12 protein-coding genes are annotated in these 18,156 nt (G+C 54.4%); 7 read left to right on the top strand and 5 right to left on the bottom strand.

The genetic code is table 11. From position 1 onward, the window contains the following. The first annotated feature begins 15 nt into the window (after positions 1-15). The gene (gene glgP / locus HV334_RS22930; RefSeq protein ID WP_016154813.1) at positions 16-2,463 is read left to right on the top strand and encodes a glycogen phosphorylase; all 2,448 of its coding nucleotides are present in this window, start codon (positions 16-18) and stop codon (positions 2,461-2,463) included. A gap of 104 nt (positions 2,464-2,567) precedes the next feature. Here the strand turns inward: glgP and glpD are convergent, their stop codons facing one another. Beyond that, a complete protein-coding gene (glpD, locus tag HV334_RS22925; protein ID WP_181220934.1) occupies positions 2,568-4,076 on the bottom strand; it encodes a glycerol-3-phosphate dehydrogenase in 1,509 nt (502 codons plus the stop codon). 198 nt (positions 4,077-4,274) lie between these two features. Here glpD and glpE point away from each other — a divergent pair, with 198 nt between their 5' ends. The 3 genes from glpE to HV334_RS22910 all read left to right on the top strand — a co-directional run bounded on the left by glpE (position 4,275) and on the right by HV334_RS22910 (position 6,376). Beyond that, on the top strand, positions 4,275-4,601 hold the full coding sequence (gene glpE, locus HV334_RS22920) for a thiosulfate sulfurtransferase GlpE (RefSeq protein ID WP_049040656.1): 327 nt from the start codon (positions 4,275-4,277) through the stop codon (positions 4,599-4,601). A 170-nt stretch (positions 4,602-4,771) separates the two neighbouring features. Then, positions 4,772-5,602 carry a rhomboid family intramembrane serine protease GlpG gene (gene glpG / locus HV334_RS22915; protein WP_016154811.1) on the top strand — a complete coding sequence of 277 codons (831 nt, stop codon included), beginning with the start codon at positions 4,772-4,774 and terminating at the stop codon, positions 5,600-5,602. A 15-nt stretch (positions 5,603-5,617) separates the two neighbouring features. Then, a complete protein-coding gene (locus tag HV334_RS22910) occupies positions 5,618-6,376 on the top strand; it encodes a DeoR/GlpR family transcriptional regulator (protein WP_003023499.1) in 759 nt (252 codons plus the stop codon). A gap of 41 nt (positions 6,377-6,417) precedes the next feature. Here HV334_RS22910 and malT read toward each other — a convergent pair whose 3' ends face one another. Next, complete coding sequence (malT, locus tag HV334_RS22905; RefSeq protein ID WP_181220933.1) at positions 6,418-9,123, bottom strand: HTH-type transcriptional regulator MalT; 2,706 nt, start codon at positions 9,121-9,123, stop codon at positions 6,418-6,420. 629 nt (positions 9,124-9,752) lie between these two features. Here malT and malP point away from each other — a divergent pair. Both malP and malQ read left to right on the top strand, forming a co-directional pair. Beyond that, entirely contained in the window at positions 9,753-12,146 is a 2,394-nt protein-coding gene (malP, locus tag HV334_RS22900; protein WP_181220932.1) for a maltodextrin phosphorylase, read from the top strand. Between the two features lie 9 nt (positions 12,147-12,155). Then, the gene (malQ, locus tag HV334_RS22895; protein ID WP_049040647.1) at positions 12,156-14,243 is read left to right on the top strand and encodes a 4-alpha-glucanotransferase; all 2,088 of its coding nucleotides are present in this window, start codon (positions 12,156-12,158) and stop codon (positions 14,241-14,243) included. Between the two features lie 80 nt (positions 14,244-14,323). On the opposite strand, the gene gntT is transcribed toward malQ, so the two are convergent. From gntT to gntX, 3 genes are all read right to left on the bottom strand, one after another. Further along, positions 14,324-15,640 (bottom strand): gluconate transporter, encoded by a 1,317-nt coding sequence (gene gntT, locus HV334_RS22890; protein ID WP_003023507.1) that lies wholly within the window; start codon positions 15,638-15,640, stop codon positions 14,324-14,326. 379 nt (positions 15,641-16,019) lie between these two features. Beyond that, a complete protein-coding gene (gene nfuA / locus HV334_RS22885) occupies positions 16,020-16,595 on the bottom strand; it encodes a Fe-S biogenesis protein NfuA (RefSeq protein WP_003023509.1) in 576 nt (191 codons plus the stop codon). Positions 16,596-16,653: 58 nt separating this feature from the next. Continuing rightward, positions 16,654-17,337, bottom strand: coding sequence for a DNA utilization protein GntX (gntX, locus tag HV334_RS22880; RefSeq protein WP_181220931.1), 684 nt, complete (start codon positions 17,335-17,337; stop codon positions 16,654-16,656). Between the two features lie 37 nt (positions 17,338-17,374). Between gntX and bioH the strand changes: the two genes are divergently transcribed. After that, positions 17,375-18,145 carry a pimeloyl-ACP methyl ester esterase BioH gene (gene bioH, locus HV334_RS22875; RefSeq protein ID WP_181220930.1) on the top strand — a complete coding sequence of 257 codons (771 nt, stop codon included), beginning with the start codon at positions 17,375-17,377 and terminating at the stop codon, positions 18,143-18,145. The last annotated feature ends 11 nt before the right edge of the window (positions 18,146-18,156 follow it).

Genomic DNA, 18,156 nt, shown 5'->3' with positions numbered 1-18,156 from the left:
CCAGGAATCACCTATATGAATGCTCCATTTACTTATGCATCGCCCACACTCAGCGTAGAGGCACTTAAGCATTCTATCGCCTACAAGCTGATGTTCACGATTGGTAAAGACCCGGTCATTGCCAATAAACATGAGTGGCTGAACGCCACGTTGTTCGCGGTGCGCGATCGTCTCGTGGAGCGCTGGCTGCGTTCTAACCGTGCGCAATTATCCCAGGAAACTCGACAGGTTTATTATCTGTCAATGGAGTTTCTGATTGGCCGCACACTTTCCAATGCACTGTTATCGTTGGGTATTTATGACGATGTCAAAAATGCGCTGGAAGGTATGGGGTTGGATCTTGAAGATCTGATCGATGAAGAAAACGACCCTGGTCTTGGCAACGGTGGCCTCGGGCGCCTGGCGGCCTGCTTCCTGGACTCACTGGCAACGTTGGGTCTGCCGGGACGCGGCTACGGTATTCGTTATGACTACGGCATGTTCAAACAGAACATTGTTGATGGCCGACAGAAAGAGTCACCGGACTACTGGCTGGAATACGGTAACCCGTGGGAATTCAAACGCCACAATACGCGCTACAAAGTGCGCTTTGGCGGGCGTATTCAGCAGGAAGGCAAGAAAACGCGCTGGATAGAAACTGAAGAGATCCTCGCGGTAGCCTACGACCAAATTATTCCCGGTTATGACACAGACGCCACCAATACGCTTCGCTTGTGGAATGCCCAGGCCAGTAGTGAAATCAACCTCGGTAAATTTAACCAGGGCGACTACTTTGCGGCGGTGGAAGATAAAAACCACTCCGAGAACGTCTCCCGTGTGCTGTATCCGGATGACTCCACCTATTCAGGACGCGAGCTGCGTTTGCGCCAGGAGTATTTTCTGGTCTCCTCCACGGTGCAGGACATCCTGAACCGTCATTATCAACTGCACAAAACCTACGACAACCTGGCGGATAAGATCGCCATTCACCTCAACGACACCCATCCGGTACTGTCGATTCCTGAGCTGATGCGTCTGCTGATCGATGAGCACAAATTCAGTTGGGATAATGCGTTTGAGGTCTGCTGCCAGGTCTTCTCGTATACCAACCACACCTTGATGAGCGAAGCGCTGGAGACCTGGCCTGTCGATATGCTGGGCAAAATTCTGCCGCGCCATCTGCAAATCATCTTTGAGATTAACGACTACTTTCTTAAGACGTTGCAGGAACAGTATCCGAACGATACCAGTCTGCTGGGACGGACGTCGATTATCGATGAATCCAATGGCCGCCGGGTGCGTATGGCATGGCTCGCAGTGGTGGTGAGCCACAAGGTTAACGGCGTTTCTGAGCTGCACTCCAACCTGATGGTGCAGTCGTTGTTTGCTGACTTTGCGAAGATTTTCCCGACTCGTTTCTGTAACGTCACCAACGGCGTGACGCCGCGCCGCTGGCTGGCGCTGGCTAACCCATCGCTCTCTGAGGTACTGGATGAGAATATTGGTCGCACCTGGCGAACCGATCTCAGCCAGCTAAGCGAGCTTGAACAGCACTGCGATTACCCGCTAGTAAATCAGGCGGTGCGCCGTGCGAAGCTGGAGAATAAAAAGCGTCTGGCAACGCTCATTGCCCAGCAGCTTAACGTGGTGGTGAACCCGAAATCGTTGTTTGATGTGCAGATCAAGCGTATTCACGAGTACAAACGCCAGTTGATGAACGTGCTGCATGTGATCACCCGCTACAACCGCATTAAGGCCGATCCTGACGCCGAGTGGGTGCCGCGCGTGAATATCTTCGCCGGTAAAGCGGCTTCGGCCTATTATATGGCGAAGCACATCATTCACCTGATCAACGACGTCGCGAAAGTGATCAACAACGATCCGCAAATTGGTGACAAGCTGAAAGTGGTGTTTATTCCTAACTACAGCGTCAGCCTGGCGCAGGTGATTATTCCTGCTGCCGACCTGTCTGAGCAGATTTCGCTGGCCGGGACCGAAGCCTCTGGTACCAGTAATATGAAGTTTGCCCTCAACGGCGCGCTGACCATTGGGACGCTGGACGGTGCCAACGTCGAGATGCTGGAGCATGTGGGCGCAGAAAATATCTTTATCTTTGGTAATACGGCGGAAGAGGTCGAAGCCTTACGCAGCCAGGGCTACAAGCCGCGTGAGTATTACGAGAAAGACGAAGAGCTGCACCAGGTGCTGACGCAGATTGGCAGCGGTGTATTCAGCCCTGAGGAGCCGGGGCGCTATCGTGACCTGGTTGACTCGCTGATCAACTTTGGCGACCACTATCAGGTTCTGGCGGATTATCGCAGCTACGTTGACTGCCAGGATAAGGTTGACGAACTGTATCGCCACCCGGAAGAGTGGACCACCAAGTCGATGATTAATATCGCCAACATGGGCTACTTCTCGTCGGACAGGACGATCAAAGAGTACGCCGAAAACATCTGGCATATCGACTCGGTGCGGTTGTAACAAGGGCAGGACGATCTGTCGGCCGGGTAAGGCGTTAGCCGCCATCCGGCAAAAGGCCCGGTAGCGCTGACGCTTACCGGGCCTACAGTTTTATATCGAGTGTCTTAAGACGCCAGCGACAGCTGCTGTTTCTCAATGTACTCCGCCAGCCACTGGGTCATGCGCGACTGCTGTTCAGCGTTCAGCCACATACCTTCTTTCGTGCGACGCCACAGTGCATCTTCCGCACGGCGCACCCATTCGTGATCGACCAGATATTTCAGCTCGGCCTCATAGAACTCATGGCCGAAGTCTTCACCTAACTCGGCAAGCGAGGTGGCTTCCCCGATAATCCATTCGGTGTTACTGCCGTAGGTGCGCGAATAATGGCGCGCCAGCGACTCGGTCAGGAACGGGTAGCGACGGCGCAGTTTGGCCGCGTAATCTTCACGATCGCCGCCGATGTCACCGCCTGGCAGAATGCACTCTTTTGTCCACGCCGGACCGATTCCCTGATAGTACGACGCCAGTTTTTCCATCGCGTGTTCTGCCAGCTTACGGTAGGTCGTCAGCTTACCGCCAAAGACCGACAGCAGCGGCGCTTTGCCGTTTTCATCGTGGATATCCAACGTGTAATCACGGGTGATAGCCTGCGGCGAGTCGGACTCGTCATCGCACAGCGGACGTACGCCCGAGTAGGTCCAGACGATATCGTCACGGCCCAGCTGTTTCTTAAAGTGCGCGTTGTAGACCTTCAGCAGGTAATTGATTTCACTCTCATCAATTTTTACCGCTTTCGGGTCGCCTTTGTATTCGACGTCAGTCGTCCCGATGATCGAGAATTCGTCCATCCATGGGATGACAAACACAATACGTTTATCTTCGTTTTGCAGAATATAAGCTTGCTTCTGGGTATGGACGCGCGGCACTACGATGTGGCTGCCTTTAATCAGACGAATACCGTACGGCGATGGCAGATGCATGCCGTCGTCGAAGAACTCTTTCACCCATGGGCCGGTGGCATTGACCAGACCACGCGCCTGCCAGGTGTGCTTTTTACCGGTATCGATATCTTCAGCTTCAACAATCCACAAACCGTTTTCACGGCGAGCGGAGGTAGCGCGAGTGCGGGTTAACACCTCTCCGCCTTTGCGTACGACCATTTGGGCGTTTGCCAAAACCAGTCGCGCATCGTCTACCCAGCAGTCAGAATATTCGAAACCGCGCACAATCTCAGATTTCATTACGGAATCTGCGCCAAAACGCAAACCGGTCGAACTCGGCAAACTGGTGCGTTTGCCCAGATGATCGTACATAAACAGACCAATGCGGATCATCCACGCTGGACGCAGGTGCGGGCGATGGGGCAGACGAAAGCGCATCGGGAAGGCGATATGCGGTGCCATTTTCAACAACACCTCACGTTCGGCCAGCGCTTCGCTCACCAGGCGAAATTCGTAGTGTTCCAGGTAGCGCAGGCCACCGTGGATGAGTTTGGAGCTAGCGGAAGAGGTGGCGCAGGCTAAATCCTGCGCTTCCAGCATCAGCACGGATAAACCGCGTCCAGCGGCATCTGCCGCGATACCGGCACCGTTAATGCCTCCACCTATCACAATCAGATCTTTGGTTTCCATGCTGGCCTCTCGCACTTTCGTTATAGCTCATTAATGTTCGTTATCGAGCATAATAGCAAAGAATCGCGCCATTGGTAACATCGGATAAACAATTTACAGTGATACATATAACATTATGGCGTTTAACTGCCGTCGGGACGTACACTAAGAAGTAACATGTCTGAAAAGCGTCACCTGCAATATAAAGAAGAGAGAGCAATGGATCAGTTTGAATGTATTAATGTCGAAGAAGCGCATCAGAAGCTGCACCAGGGGGCCGCGGTGTTAGTGGATATCCGCGACCCGCAAAGCTATGCGATGGGTCACGCCCCACAGGCGTTTCATCTGACGAACGACACGCTGGGGTCATTTATGCGCGAGCATGATTTCGACACCGCCGTGTTAGTAATGTGTTATCACGGCAACAGCAGTAAAGGCGCGGCGCAATATCTTCTTCAGCAGGGCTATGACGTGGTTTACAGTGTTGACGGCGGCTTCGACGCCTGGCATCGACATTTTCCGGCAGAAGTGGCATACGGTTCGTAAGACTATACCCAAATTAATTCGAGTTGCATCGCGACGGCGACGCAGCGAATCTCCGGGAGCGTACGAACAGTACGTGACCGGAGTGAGTGAGGAAAGCCAACAAAGATGCAGCTCGAAGTAAGAAGGGTATATATACTGTCCTCTTTTGTGTGGAATAAGCGACAGCAAACATGTTGATGATTACCTCTTTTGCTAACCCCCGCGTGGCGCAGGCATTTGTTGATTATATGGCGACACAGGGCGTTATCCTGACGATTCAACAACATCAGCAAACGGATGTCTGGCTGGCGGATGAGTCCCAGGCTGAGCGCGTGCATGCTGAGCTGGCGCGATTTCTGGAGAATCCAGGCGATCCGCGTTACCTCGCGGCAAGCTGGCAGTCGGGTCATACCGACAGCGGTCTGCGCTACCAGCGTTATCCGTTCCTGGCAACATTGCGCGAACGCGCAGGCCCGGTAACCTGGGTGGTGATGGCCGCGTGTGTGCTGGTGTTTATCGCGATGAACACGCTGGGCGACCAGACTGTGATGCTCTGGCTGGCATGGCCGTTTGACCCTTCGCTGAAATTTGAATTCTGGCGTTATTTCACCCACGCTTTTATGCACTTCTCGCTGATGCATATTCTGTTCAACCTGCTGTGGTGGTGGTATCTCGGCGGTGCGGTAGAAAAGCGTCTGGGCAGCGGAAAACTGATTGTAATTACCGTGATCAGCGCCCTGCTAAGCGGCTACGTTCAGCAGAAATTTAGCGGCCCGTGGTTTGGTGGGCTGTCTGGCGTGGTATATGCGCTGATGGGTTATGTGTGGTTGCGTGGCGAGCGCGATCCACAAAGTGGTATTTTCCTGCAGCGTGGTTTGATTATCTTTGCTTTGATCTGGATTGTTGCCGGCTGGTTTGATGTGTTCGGCATGTCGATGGCGAACGGCGCACATATCGCCGGGCTGGCCGTGGGTCTGGCAATGGCGTTTGCCGATACTATGAATGTACGAAAACGAACGTAATTTCAGGGAACAATAATGAAGCAAACACAACGACATGACGCGATCATCGAGCTGGTAAAGAAACAGGGATACGTCAGTACTGAGGAGCTGGTGGAGCATTTCTCCGTCAGCCCGCAGACGATTCGCCGCGATCTTAACGATCTGGCCGATCAGAACATGATTTTGCGCCATCACGGTGGCGCGGCGCTGCCCTCCAGCTCGGTCAACACCCCGTGGCATGACCGTAAAGCGACACAGACGGCGGAAAAAGAGCGCATTGCCCGCAAAGTTGCCACGCAGATCCCGAACGGTTCTACGTTGTTCATTGATATCGGCACTACGCCGGAAGCGGTAGCTCACGCGCTGCTCAATCACAGCAATTTACGCATTGTGACCAACAACCTCAATGTGGCGAATACGCTGATGGCGAAAGAGGATTTCCGCATCATACTCGCCGGTGGCGAACTGCGTAGCCGCGACGGCGGTATTATGGGCGAAGCGACCCTCGACTTTATTTCTCAGTTCCGCCTGGACTTCGGCATCTTAGGGATTAGCGGTATCGATAGCGATGGCTCCCTGCTGGAGTTTGATTATCACGAAGTTCGCACCAAGCGCGCGATTATTGAGAATTCACGGCATGTGATGCTGGTGGTGGATCACTCGAAGTTTGGGCGTAACGCGATGGTGAATATGGGCAGTATCAGCATGGTGGATGCGGTGTATACCGACACGCTGCCGCCAGCTGGCGTGATGCAGGTTATTGCGGACCATCATATTCAGTTAGAGCTGTGCTAAGTTAATTCCAGGCCTGATAAGCGTAGCGTATCAGGCATTAACTAAACCCCATACCCCATCATTTTCAGCAGTTTCTGCGCATGTTGCACCGCATCCTGGCGGTGTGCGACGCCGAGCTTTTGATACAAATTGCGGATGTGCGTCTTGATGGTCGTTGCCGCGACGGCCAATTCTCCGGCGATCTGCTCGTTGCTGTAGCCCGAATAAATCAGCCCCAGAACCTGCCATTCGCGCTGGGTCAGCGGGCTGGTGCGGATAAGCTCCGGTACTTCCGGGTGAGTAAGCAGACGCTCAACGAATCCTTCATCGAAGTGGGCGAATTTATGGCGGTGATGCTGGTTAATCTCACGCAAAATGCGCTGGGCGCGGTGCTGATCGAGTTCCGGTAAGGTATTGAGCTGAATCAGCTGACGCAGTTGCTGCGCCATGGCCTCACCTTCAATGACAAAGTGACTGATAAATCCAGTGCGGTTCGCCAGCTGCAGCGCGTCGAGTAACACGCGCTGTGCGTCATTTTTGCGCCCTGCCTGCCAGTAGAGCTGATTAAGCAGCAGCAGGTTACGGTTCAGATCGCTCATCAGGCGCAGATTGCGCGCATTTTCATTCAACTCTTCCAGCACAATCTCAGCCGGTTCAAACTCGCCCAGCAGGATCTGCGCGCGGGCGATGTTGCGCCACTGGCTTTGCAGAAAGTGGTTATTGGCGAATTCCGGTTTCGGCGTGTGGCGCAGCCAGTTGGCGGCCGAATTTTTGTCGCCCACCATTTGCCAGTAAATCACCCGTACCTTATCGGCGTTAGAGATCCAGTCACTGTGATAGTGGCCGTTACCCAGCAGGTTTTCCAGGCGGTTGAGCAGGCTACGCGCATTGTCCAGATCCCCCCGGGCCAGCGAACATTGAATCAGCAGCGCCAGGCACTGTAGCTGTTGCTGCGGCTGGAATGTGGAAAGCAGTTCAATACCCGCGCGGGCAGACGCTTCCGATTCGTCCAGGCGCGCCCATGCCCACAGCAGTTGCGCGCGAATACGCACCAGGAACTCGTGCATCGGCAGCTGTTCCAGATGCTGCTCTTTGATCAGCTGAAACGCTTTTTCCTGGGTCTCCCAGGCGGCCTGTAAAAAGCCCTGGGCAAACAAAATTTCGCTTTGCTGGATTAAACTCCACAGCGCGTAATGCCAGACGTCATGGTGGCGCGCCATTTGCTCGGTTTGCTGCATCAACGCCAGAGAACGCGTGAGATCGCCCTTGCAGTGCAGGACTTCACCGTGTACCGAGGTGGCGACGATACGGCTATAGAACCAGGCGATGGGTAACTCATCCAGCGCCAGCTTTGCCAGGCGCTCGGCTTCGTCAGGATTTCCGTCGTTAATTGCGACCTGCGCACGCAGGGCGTTAAATTCGGCGTGCAGTGTCGGTTCCATGTCGCCTTTCATTTCCTGCTCAGCGCGCGCCAGCAGGGTATTAACCTCGCCGTAGCGGTGCTGGCTTTGCATCAGCCAGGCTTGCAGCAGAACCAGACGCGGATTTTCCAGCAGACTTTCCCACGGCAGGGCTTTCAGCGACTCTTCCAGTAATGTCAGTTCGCTGTGGTTAAACAGTCCCCACGCATGGTTAAGCAGGATATCGCGCAGCATATGGGCGTCGCCGGCCGCCAGCGCGTGGTGGATAGCTTCGCTGGGGAAGCCTTGCGCCATCCAGCTTTCAGCGGCGGCGCGGTGTATTTCGGGCAGTTCGCTTGCCAGCTCCCACTGACAGCGCTGGCGTAAAAAGCTGCCAAACAGCGGGTGGTAGCTGAACCACTCACCGACGTCATCCATCCGCTGCAAGAATAATCCCTGGCGCTCAATCTCCTCCAGCCGCATCTGGCCGTTTTCTTCCCCGGTGACCCGGACGATTAGTGCGTCGTTCATTGAGCGCAGAATGGCGCTTTTCAGCAGGAAGTGACGGGTGCCGAGGTCGACGCTGTCCAGCACTTCATCAACCAGATAATCGGACAGATGGCTGGCGTTGATCCCGGCGAGGCGGCGTGCGGACTGGTGTGCAGAGTGGTTGTTCTGGCGGGCGGAGAGGGCAATCAGCTGTAACGCCGTGGCCCAGCCAGCAACGTCATCGCACATCCGGCTGCTTTCTGCCGCTTCGATAGGTGAGGACAAACGTCGATCGAAAAATTGTTTGGCTTCCTGGTGGTTAAACGCCAGCTGTTGGCTGCCTATCTCCAGCAACTGATCGCGTACTCGCAGGTTGGCAATACCCAACTGTGGCAGGTTGCGCGACAGCACGACCAGCGTGAGGTTCTCAGGCTGATGACGCAGGAAGAAACGCATCGCTTCGTGAATTGCCGGATTGGAAATGAGATGATAATCATCCACTACCAGGTAGAGCGGGCGGTGCCACTCGGCCAGTTCAATAAATAGCTGCGCAAACAGTGACGTCAGGCTGGCGTATTGGCGCTTTTGCACCATCGCTTCGCTGGTGGTGCAGTGTCCACCGGTTGCCTGCTGGATAGCGGCGATCAGATAGCTGGCAAAGCGCTCTTGTTGATTATCGCCTTCATCCAGAGAGTACCAGCCTAATTCGTTCTTCCCCGCTGCCCATTGTGAAACCAACGTCGTTTTTCCATAACCAGCAGGACTTGTTTTCAGGGCAAGCCTGAAATTGTTCGCGCCGGAAAGTTTAGCCAACAGGCGCTCACGAACCACCGTATGGTCGAGTCGAACCGGACGACTTAATTTAGACGGAATCAACATAAGTTAGTCACTTCACTGTGTGAAAATGGGGAAAAATGATTTTTTTTGCGCTTCGTAATTAATAGATATAAGGTCGGCCAGATTAGTGTTTTATGCAAGCTAAGCGGACTTTTTGTGTGTCTGATTTTGCACTATGTCACAAATCTAAACATCTATTACATTAATTGCTTTAAAGAGTCACAACAGGCGTGGCGACTGGATCCGTCGGTATTTTGGCTGAGCCGAAAAATACCTCCCTTTTTATAAGGTTACTCAGTTGCTTAATGTAAAGAGCCGAATTTTGTGGCCGACTTAAAAATTTTATGTGAATTATCTTATCCACCTTGGATATTTCAGGTTAGAAACTATTTCTCTGTTTACAGATTGTTTTCCATCGTCACCCCTCTATTTGATATTGTCGATTTATCTCTTGTTATTAATGCGCCGTCCGTTGGGCATTACAGGGGCGTTATGCCGGACTTACGCGAATTTACGGGCGATAACACCCTCTTTAAGTGGCGGCGATCACACTTTTATGCTCATCCCCGCTCCTCCTCCCTGCCTAATCCGTGCCAGGATGAGGAAGGTCAACAACGAGCCTGGCAAACTAGCGATAACGTTGTTTTATTACCTAAGGATCTGGAACCCCTATGTCACAGCCTACTTTCAACAAAGATCAATTTCAGGCTGCCCTGACGCGTCAGTGGCAGCGCTTCGGTTTACTGTCGGCTCAAGAAATGACGTCGCGCCAGTGGTGGCAGGCAGTGAGTGGGGCGTTGGCTGAGTTACTCAGCGCCCAGCCTGCGGCGAAGCCGGCAAAAAATCAGCGCCATGTTAACTACATCTCGATGGAGTTTTTGATTGGCCGTCTGACTGGCAACAACTTACTCAATCTCGGCTGGTATCAGGCGGTGAGCGATGAGCTGAAAGCCCATGACGTCAACCTGACCGACCTGCTGGAAGAAGAGATCGACCCGGCGCTGGGTAACGGTGGATTGGGGCGCCTGGCGGCCTGCTTCCTTGATTCGATGGCGACAGTCGGTCAATCGGCGACGGGCTATGGTCTCAACTACCAGTACGGCCTGTTCCGTCAGTCGTTTGCCGATGGGCAGCAGATGGAAGCCCCGGATGACTGGCATCGCGGCAGCTATCCGTGGTTCCGTCACAACGAGGCACTGGATGTGCAAGTAGGGATTGGCGGCAAGGTCACCAAAGAAGGGCACTGGGAGCCGGGGTTTATTATCACCGGCCAGGCCTGGGATCTACCGGTTCTCGGCTACCGTAACGGCGTGGCGCAACCGCTGCGTCTGTGGCAGGCCAGCCACGCGCATCCGTTTAACCTGACCAAATTTAATGACGGCGATTTCCTGCGCGCAGAGCAGCAGGGCATCGACGCTGAAAAACTGACCAAAGTGCTGTACCCGAACGACAACCACACCGCGGGTAAAAAGCTGCGCCTGATGCAGCAATACTTCCAGTGCGCTTGCTCCGTAGCTGACATTCTGCGCCGCCATCATCTGGCAGGGCGTAAACTGCATGAGCTGGCTGATTTTGAGGTGATTCAGCTCAACGATACTCACCCGACCATCGCCATCCCTGAGTTACTGCGTGTGCTGATTGATGAGCACCAGATGAGCTGGGACGATGCGTGGGCTATTACCAGTAAGACCTTTGCTTATACCAACCACACTTTGATGCCAGAGGCGCTTGAGTGCTGGGACGAGAAGCTGGTGAAAGCACTACTGCCGCGCCATATGCAAATCATCAAAGAGATTAACGACCGCTTTAAGAAGCTGGTCGAGAAAACCTGGCCGGGTGACGCTGAAGTTTGGGCGAAGCTGGCGGTGGTGCACAACAAACAGGTGCGTATGGCCAACATGTGCGTGGTCAGCGGCTTTGCGGTTAACGGCGTGGCGGCGTTGCACTCCGATTTGGTGGTGAAGGATCTGTTCCCGGAATATCATCAGCTCTGGCCGAACAAATTCCATAACGTCACTAACGGGATTACTCCGCGTCGCTGGATTAAGCAGTGCAACCCGGCACTTGCCGCGCTGCTGGATAAATCGCTGAAAAAAGAGTGGGCCAACGACCTCGATCAGTTGATTAACCTGGAAAAATACGCCGACGACGCGAAGTTTCGTCAGCAGTATCGTGACATCAAGCTGGCGAACAAAGCGCGTCTGGTGAAGTTTATTAAAGCGCGTACCGGTATTGAGATAACGACTAACGCTCTCTTTGATATTCAGATTAAACGCCTGCATGAGTACAAGCGTCAGCACCTCAACTTGCTGCATATTCTGGCGTTATACAAAGAAATCCGTGAGAACCTGCAGGCCGATCGCGTGCCGCGCGTATTCCTGTTTGGCGCGAAAGCCGCTCCGGGTTACTACCTGGCGAAAAATATCATCTTCGCCATTAACAAGGTCGCAGAAACCATCAATAACGACCCGCAAGTGGGCGACAAGCTGAAGGTCGTATTCCTGCCGGATTATTGTGTCTCAGCGGCGGAAATGTTGATCCCAGCGGCGGATATCTCTGAGCAAATCTCCACTGCAGGGAAAGAGGCTTCCGGCACCGGTAACATGAAGCTGGCGCTGAACGGTGCGTTAACCGTCGGTACGCTGGATGGCGCAAACGTCGAAATCGCCGAGAAGGTAGGTGACGAGAATATCTTTATCTTTGGTCATACCGTGGAAGAGGTGAAGGCGCTCAAGGCCAAAGGTTACGACCCGGTGAAATGGCGTAAGAAAGATAAAGTGCTGGATGCTGTTCTGAAAGAGCTGGAAAGCGGGAAGTACAGCGACGGCGATAAACATGCCTTCGACCAGATGCTGCACAGTATCGGCAAGCAGGGCGGTGACCCGTATCTGTTAATGGCGGACTTCGCGGCCTATGTTGAAGCCCAGAAGCAGGTTGACGTGTTGTATCGTGACCAGGAAGCCTGGACCCGGGCGGCGATTCTGAATACCGCGCGTTGCGGCATGTTCAGTTCGGATCGCTCCATCCGCGATTATCAGACTCGTATCTGGCAGGCGAAACGTTAAGGAATCGCGATGGAAAGCAAACGTCTGGATAATGCCGCGTTGGCGGCGGGGATCAGCCCCAATTACATTAATGCCCACGGTAAACCGCAGTCTATTGGCGTCGAAACCAAGCGGCGTTTGCTTGACGCTATGCATCGCTCCACCGCCACCGCTCAGGTGGCGGTGACCCCGGTGCCGAATGTCATGGTTTATACCGCTGGTAAGAAAATGCCGCTGGCAGTTGAGGGACGCGGAGAGTTTACCTGGCTGCTGACCACCGAAGAGGGCGTGCAGCACAAAGGGCATGCCGTCGGCGGTAAATCGTTCAACCTTCCGGCGAAGCTGCCGGAAGGGTATCACACGCTTACCCTCACCCAGGGGGAGTTGCGTACCCATTGCCGCATCATCGTCGCGCCGAAACGCTGCTATGAGCCGCAGGCTCTGTTAGCCGGGCAGAAGCTGTGGGGCGCATGCGTTCAGCTCTATACCCTGCGTTCAGAAAAAAACTGGGGGATTGGCGACTTTGGCGATCTCCGTGCCATGCTGGTGGAGGTGGCGCAACGCGGCGGCGCGTTTATCGGCCTGAATCCGATTCACGCGCTATATCCGGCGAACCCGGAGAGTGCCAGTCCGTACAGCCCGTCGTCACGCCGCTGGCTGAACGTTATTTATATTGATGTGAACGCAGTAGACGATTTTCGCCTGAGTAAAGAGGCGCAGGCCTGGTGGCAGAAACCCGCGACTCAGCAAGCTCTGCAACGCGCGCGTGATACCGAGTGGGTTGATTATTCTGCCGTTACCGCATTGAAGATGACAGCGCTGCGTATGGCGTGGAAAAGCTTCTCTGCACGTGACGATGAGCAGATGGCGGCATTTCGTCAGTTTGTGATTCAGGAAGGGGATAGCCTGTACTGGCAGGCGGCCTTTGACGCGCTGCATGCACATCAGGTGAAAGAGGACGCACTGCGCTGGGGCTGGCCGGTGTGGCCGCAAGCTTTCCAGTCGGTGGATTCGCCAGAGGTAAAGCGCTTTTGCGAAGAGCATCGTGATGAAGTGGATTTCTACCTGTGGTTGCAGTGGCTGGCGTATACCCAGTTTGCTGATTGCTGGAAAACCAGCCAGGGCTTTGCGATGCCGATTGGATTATATCGCGATCTGGCTGTCGGCGTGGCCGAAGGCGGGGCGGAAACCTGGTGCGACCGCGAGTTGTATTGCCTGAAAGCCTCGGTTGGCGCACCGCCGGATATTCTCGGTCCGCTCGGGCAAAACTGGGGATTGCCGCCGATGGATCCGCATATCATCACGGCACGCGCTTACGAACCGTTTATCGAACTGCTGCGTGCCAATATGCAGAACTGCGGTGCGTTGCGTATCGACCATGTTATGTCGATGCTGCGTCTGTGGTGGATCCCTTACGGTGAAACTGCCGATCACGGCGCCTACGTGCATTATCCGGTCGACGATCTGCTTTCAATTCTGGCGCTGGAAAGTAAACGTCATCACTGCATGGTAATTGGTGAAGATCTGGGGACTGTGCCGGTAGAGATCGTCAGCAAGCTGCGTGACAGCGGCGTGTACTCCTACAAAGTGCTTTATTTTGAGAATGACCATGAGAAAAACTTCCGCGCGCCGAAAGCGTACCCGGAACAATCAATGGCAGTCGCGGCGACGCATGACCTTCCTACGCTTAAAGGTTATTGGGATAGCGGCGATCTGACGCTGGGTAAGGCGCTGGGTCTGTACCCGGATGAAGTCGTGCTGCGTGGGCTGTATCAGGACAGAGAACTGGCGAAACAGGGGCTGCTGGACGCGCTGCACAAATACGGGTGCCTGCCAAAACGTGCTGGTCACAAGGCGTCACTGATGTCGATGACGCCGATTCTTAATCGCGGCATGCAACGCTACATCGCTGACAGCAACAGTGCGCTGTTGGGCCTGCAACCGGAAGACTGGCTGGATATGGCTGAGCCTGTCAATATTCCCGGGACCAGCGACCAGTACAAAAACTGGCGGCGTAAGCTCACCGCCACGCTGGAGCAGATGTTTGCCGATGACGGTGTGAACAAGCTGATTAAGGATTTGGATAAGCGCCGAAAAGCGGCCGCGAAGAAGAAGTAAAAAAGCCGGGGATTTCCCCGGCTTTTTTAGGGTGATAGCAGGTAGGCCGGGTAAGCGAAGCGCCACCCGGCACAGTTATATCAGACCACCATACCCAGCAGCAGACACCCTACCAGACCGCAGACGGAGATAATGGTTTCCAGCATTGACCATGACTTGATGGTTTCACCGATGGTCAAGTTGAAGTACTCCTTGAACAGCCAGAAGCCCGGATCGTTCACATGGGAGAAAATGACGGAACCGGAACCAACCGCAATAACCATTAGCTCAGGGCTTACGCCGGTCGTTGCAATCAGCGGTGCCACAATCCCACCAGCGGTGATCGCTGCAACGGTTGCGGAGCCCAGTGCGATACGCAGTACCGCAGCGATAGACCATGCCATCAGCAGCGGAGAAACGTTTGAACCGTGCATCATTGACGCGATGTACTTGTCCACGCCGCTATCCACCAGGACCTGTTTGAAGGCACCGCCACCACCAATGATCAACAGCATCATCGCGATGATTTTGATGGAGGACACCAGCGTGTCGTTGATCTGATCCATCGAACGTCCACGGTTCAGACCAAAAGTGAACATCGCAATCAGCACCGCGATAAGCGTTGCCATAACCGGGTCACCCAGGAATTCTGCCACCGTCAGGAAAGCGTGGCCTTTTGGCAGAATCATCTCCGCCACGGCGCGCATCGCCATCAGGATAACCGGTACCAGGGAGGTCCAGACGCTGACGCCAAAGCCAGGCATCTCTTCTTCGGTAAACGTTTTCGCGCTGTACAGACCTTCCGGGATTGGCTTATCGATGCCTTTCAGGAAGCGAGCGTACACCGGACCGGCGAGAATAACGGTCGGGATTGCCAGAATCGTACCAAACAGCAGGGTTTTACCCATATCTGCGTGGAAAATGGTGGCAATAGCGGTCGGACCTGGGTGCGGCGGCAGGAAGCCGTGAGTTACGGACAGCGCTGCAGCCATCGGCACGCCAACATACAGCAGCGGGATGTTGGCAGCAGCGGCGATGGTGAACACCAGCGGCAGCATCAGCACGAAGCCGACTTCGTAGAACAGGGCAAAACCGACGGTGAAGCCGGTTAATACCACCGCCCACTGAATATGTTTTTTGCCGAATTTAGCAATCAGGGTGGTTGCGATGCGCTGTGCGCCGCCGCAGTCCGCCAGCATTTTGCCCAGCATGGCGCCAAAACCCATAATCAGGGCGAGGCTGCCAAGGGTTCCGCCGACGCCGGCTTTAATCGAACCGATGACTTTATCCAGTGGCATCCCTTGCATCAATCCGACAGCAAGCGCCACCAGGACGAGAGCGATGAAACCGTTCATTTTGAAACGGATCATCAGGAGGAGTAACAAGATTACACCGATAGCAACGATGACTAATGGCATGATTTACCTGGCCTTTACTTTGTTATGGGTAACGTCAGTGTTTAGATGACAAATTCCGATTGTCCCGACCGGGAACAGAGCATTCTCAGCACCAATGCTGGTTGCCTTCAAAACTAATCAGTTTAGCTGGCTGTTATGTGTGTGTTAGGTGCTGATGCGAATGATACGGGTAACATACGGCGCTTGAAAATCACCTGGGCAGGCAAAATTTAAATTATGAGAGGCTGGTCAAATTATGAGGGGGATTGTTGCAGGAAATATGCGGAGAAATGCAAGGTTGTAGGCCGGATAAAGCGATTACGCTGCCATCCGGCATCAATGCCCGATGGCGGCGCGGATGCGTCTTAACGGGCCTACGGAAACTCTACAGGTTGAGGCGTTAGTAGTAAGAGTGCTCGCCGCGCTGGTGTTCGGTTAAATCGCGAACGCCTTTCAGTTCAGGGAATTCAGCCAGCAGCTGCTTCTCGATACCTTCTTTCAGCGTTACATCTACCATTGAACAGCCGTTACATCCGCCGCCAAACTGCAGAATAGCGTAGCCTTCATCGGTGATTTCCATCAGAGAGACGCGACCACCGTGACCTGCCAGCTGTGGGTTGATCTGCGATTGCAGCATGTACTCCACGCGTTCCATCAGCGGCGCATCATCGGCAACTTTACGCATTTTGGCGTTTGGTGCTTTCAGGGTCAGCTGGGAGCCTAACTGGTCGGTAACGAAATCGATTTCTGCATCTTCCAGATACGGTGCGCTCAGTTCATCAACATATGCGGTCAGCAGGTCAAATTTAATGGCGGTGTCGGTTGCTTCCACGGCGTCCGGCGGACAATAAGAAACGCCGCATTCAGCGTTAGGCGTGCCGGGATTAATCACAAATACGCGGATTTGTGTCCCTTCTTCCTGATTTGCCAGCAGTTTGGCAAAGTGCGCTTGTGCAGCATCGGAAATATGGATCATAGTAATGGCCTAATAGTTGACTATTTTACTTGGTTATAATACGCCCATCATCGAGGCTCTACAAGGTTCGACACAGGCACCATACCTGGACAGTCGCCGCGCCGTTGCGTAAAAGCAGCTGCGCGATTTCCGCGACGGTACTTCCGGTAGTGACGACATCATCCACAATGACCATATGGAGTTCCTGCACTGGCAATTCAAGGCGAAAGGCGTTTTTCAGGTTACGTTTACGTAATCGGGCGCTGAGATGGTGCTGTGTGGCGGTTGCCCGAACCCGCGTGATGGCCCGGCTGTCCCAATCGCAGCCCAGCCAGCGGGCCAGGGGACGACACAGTAAGTCGCTCTGATTAAACCCTCTGCGCCAGTGCCGGCGTTGCCAGAGCGGGACGCTGACGAGCCTGTCCGGCAGAGGAAGACCGCTGACGCGCCGGGCCTGTAATACCTCCAGCAACAGCAAGCGTGAAAGAGCGGGGGCCATTTCGCCACGTCGGGAAAACTTGAGCTGGTGGATAAGCCCGCTCAACGGCAGAGCATAGTCGCTGACGGTAACCAGTCGCTGCCACGGCGGTGGTTTTTGCAGACAGCGCCCGCAGGGAACGACGGTATGCGCGGCAGGGAGTCCACATTGAGGGCACCGGCTGACGTGCTGATGCGTTGCCCGTGTGCAGACTGAACAGATCCCCCAATGCCCTAACGTCAGGGGCATTCGGCATAGCCAGCACAATCCCGGTACTGTTAGCATAGAAGCATCCTTTCAGGCTAAAAGAGAACAATAACTGATGAATGACATCTGGTGGCAGACCCAGGGTTCGGGAAATTGCCATCTTGTGCTGCTGCACGGATGGGGACTGAATGCGCAAGTGTGGCATTGCATAAGCGAGGAACTGAGTTCGCATTTCACGCTGCATCTTGTCGACTTACCGGGATTTGGTCGCAGCCAGGGGTTCGGCGCAATGTCGCTGGAAGAGATGGCTGAGCGGGTAGTAAAACAGGCGCCGGAGAAAGCCATCTGGCTCGGCTGGAGTCTGGGCGGGCTGGTCGCAAGCCAGGTGGCGTTAAACCATCCTGAACGTGTTCAGGCGCTGGTGACCGTGGCGTCTTCCCCTTGCTTTAGCGCGAGCGACGAGTGGCCGGGTATCAAGCCAGAAGTGCTGGCAGGTTTCCAGCAGCAGTTGAGCGAAGATTTCCAGCGTACGGTGGAACGTTTTCTGGCGTTGCAGACGATGGGCACGGACACCGCGCGTCAGGATTCGCGGGCACTGAAGAAAACAGTTCTGGCGTTACCCATGCCGAATGTCGAGGTGCTCAATGGCGGACTGGAGATCCTGAAAACGGTCGATCTGCGTGAGCCTCTGTGCGCTGTGGACATGCCTTTTCTGCGGTTGTACGGCTATCTCGATGGACTGGTTCCGCGCAAAGTGGTCCCAATGCTCGATGCCCTGTGGCCGCATAGCGAGTCGTTGATATTTGCTAAAGCGGCGCATGCACCGTTTATCTCGCATCCTGCAGAGTTCTGCGCAGCGCTGGTGGCGTTAAAAAAACGCCTATAAATCTGTTGTGT

It is taken from the genome of Citrobacter sp. RHBSTW-00944 (genome assembly GCF_013615435.1).
In the GTDB taxonomy this organism is placed as follows: Bacteria; Pseudomonadota; Gammaproteobacteria; order Enterobacterales; family Enterobacteriaceae; genus Citrobacter; species Citrobacter braakii.
This window is presented reverse-complemented; position numbering and strand designations above follow the sequence as displayed.